Below are 1,454 nucleotides of genomic sequence, written 5' to 3' on the forward strand. Positions count from 1 at the left end.
AAATGGGAGGACGGCGATGGAGACCTTGACGTGCTCGACGGAGTGCGTGCCGTCGGCAATGGGCTCTGTCCCAACCCCAGTCTCGCCATCGCCATCCCTAGGCCTTTCAGGCTCGCCCCAGGCTCGCTCCTGGGCGGCGTCGGCGGGTAGCACCAGCCGGTAGCCGCGTTTCGGCGCGGTTTTCAGCACCACACGGTCGGTATCTCGGAATGCGCGGCGGATTTCGTGGACGCACTGCACGAGGTTGTCATCGGTTACGATGCGGCCGGCCCACAACGCATCCATCAGCTCGTCTTTGGTGACGAGCCGGCTGGCATGCTCAGCCAAATAGCGCAGGACAGCGAACGCCTGTGGCCGCAGGGCGACTGAATGCCCCAACGTAGTACTCAACGTCTCGCTGCCGAAATCGGCAATCACACCATTGACGGCAAGCTTTCGACCCCGCATGTCCATCCGGCCCTCCGCCAAATGACGGGCCTCAGCACCCCAACCTAGCATAGCACATTCGGCGCCGGGTCGCGAAATCTCGCAAAATTTCGGCGGTCGATCGGATCGCTTTCGTTACTCAGTGAGCGAGCCGAACTATGATGCTCCAACCACGTTGGGGCTTTAGCCTTGACCGCGTCAGGCTCGTTGCGTGCCCTGGTTGTAGCGCTAGGGACGGCGGTTCCCCGACAAGGACATACCGACGTTCAGAGGGCGTTCCCACCTGATCGACGAGGCGACCGAACTACTACGCCTCCTGTTCGAACCGTGGAAGGAAGGGGCTATGATCAAGTGCACTCTGGTGAGTATCACGTTTTGTCTTTCGTTGGTCGCGGGACGCGCGGTAGCGCAGACTCCGTCTTTCCTGTGCACTCCGGAACAAACAGTGGGTTTTCTTTACCAACTTCATTCCGAACACTGGATTCCGAAGACAATCTTCCAAGACCATCAATATGTGGTGCGTCCATTTGACTTTTCTAGAAAAGACAACGGTCTCAGGGCTCTTGTCAAAGCGGTTCCATTCAGGCCAACATTCGGAGTCTTTGATAAGGCGGAAGATAATTTGGTGTCACTGTGTAAGATGACACGCTCCGCTACTCCAGAATGCATTCCCTACGTTAATGACGTTACTTTCAATCCAAAAATGGATCGATTTCAGATCTATTCTGCAGGAGAGTATTTGACATCGGGTTGGCATTTCTCACCCGACCCGCCGACGCTCGCAATCGGCCGTTGCGAGCCTTACGACGAAACACCGAGAGCCGAGAAACCACCAACGTAATCTTAGGCCAGGGAACTGTCTTAGACTCCTCAAGCTAGCGTTCAATTGGGAGACGGTCCGCAATCACTTGGCGACCTTGTCGAAGCTTCCAAGCTCGCACTGGGTTAGGCTAGACCAAATGTTCGCCTGAGGAGGGGTGACCCGTCTCGCAGTATGCAGGCTTTTCGAGGGTTGCGCCGAGTGGTTT

General features: G+C 56.7%; 2 protein-coding genes. One reads left to right on the plus strand and one right to left on the minus strand.

The features are described 5' to 3' along the window. Positions 1-453 (minus strand): winged helix-turn-helix domain-containing protein (locus GSQ92_RS26820; RefSeq protein ID WP_216856992.1); only part of this gene is annotated, 453 nt, incomplete at its 3' end. 418 nt (positions 454-871) lie between these two features. Between GSQ92_RS26820 and GSQ92_RS26825 the strand changes: the two genes are divergently transcribed. Beyond that, entirely contained in the window at positions 872-1,267 is a 396-nt protein-coding gene (locus GSQ92_RS26825) for a hypothetical protein (RefSeq protein ID WP_158801607.1), read from the plus strand. The last annotated feature ends 187 nt before the right edge of the window (positions 1,268-1,454 follow it).

It is taken from the genome of Acidisoma sp. S159 (genome assembly GCF_009766125.1).
In the GTDB taxonomy this organism is placed as follows: Bacteria; Pseudomonadota; Alphaproteobacteria; order Acetobacterales; family Acetobacteraceae; genus Acidisoma.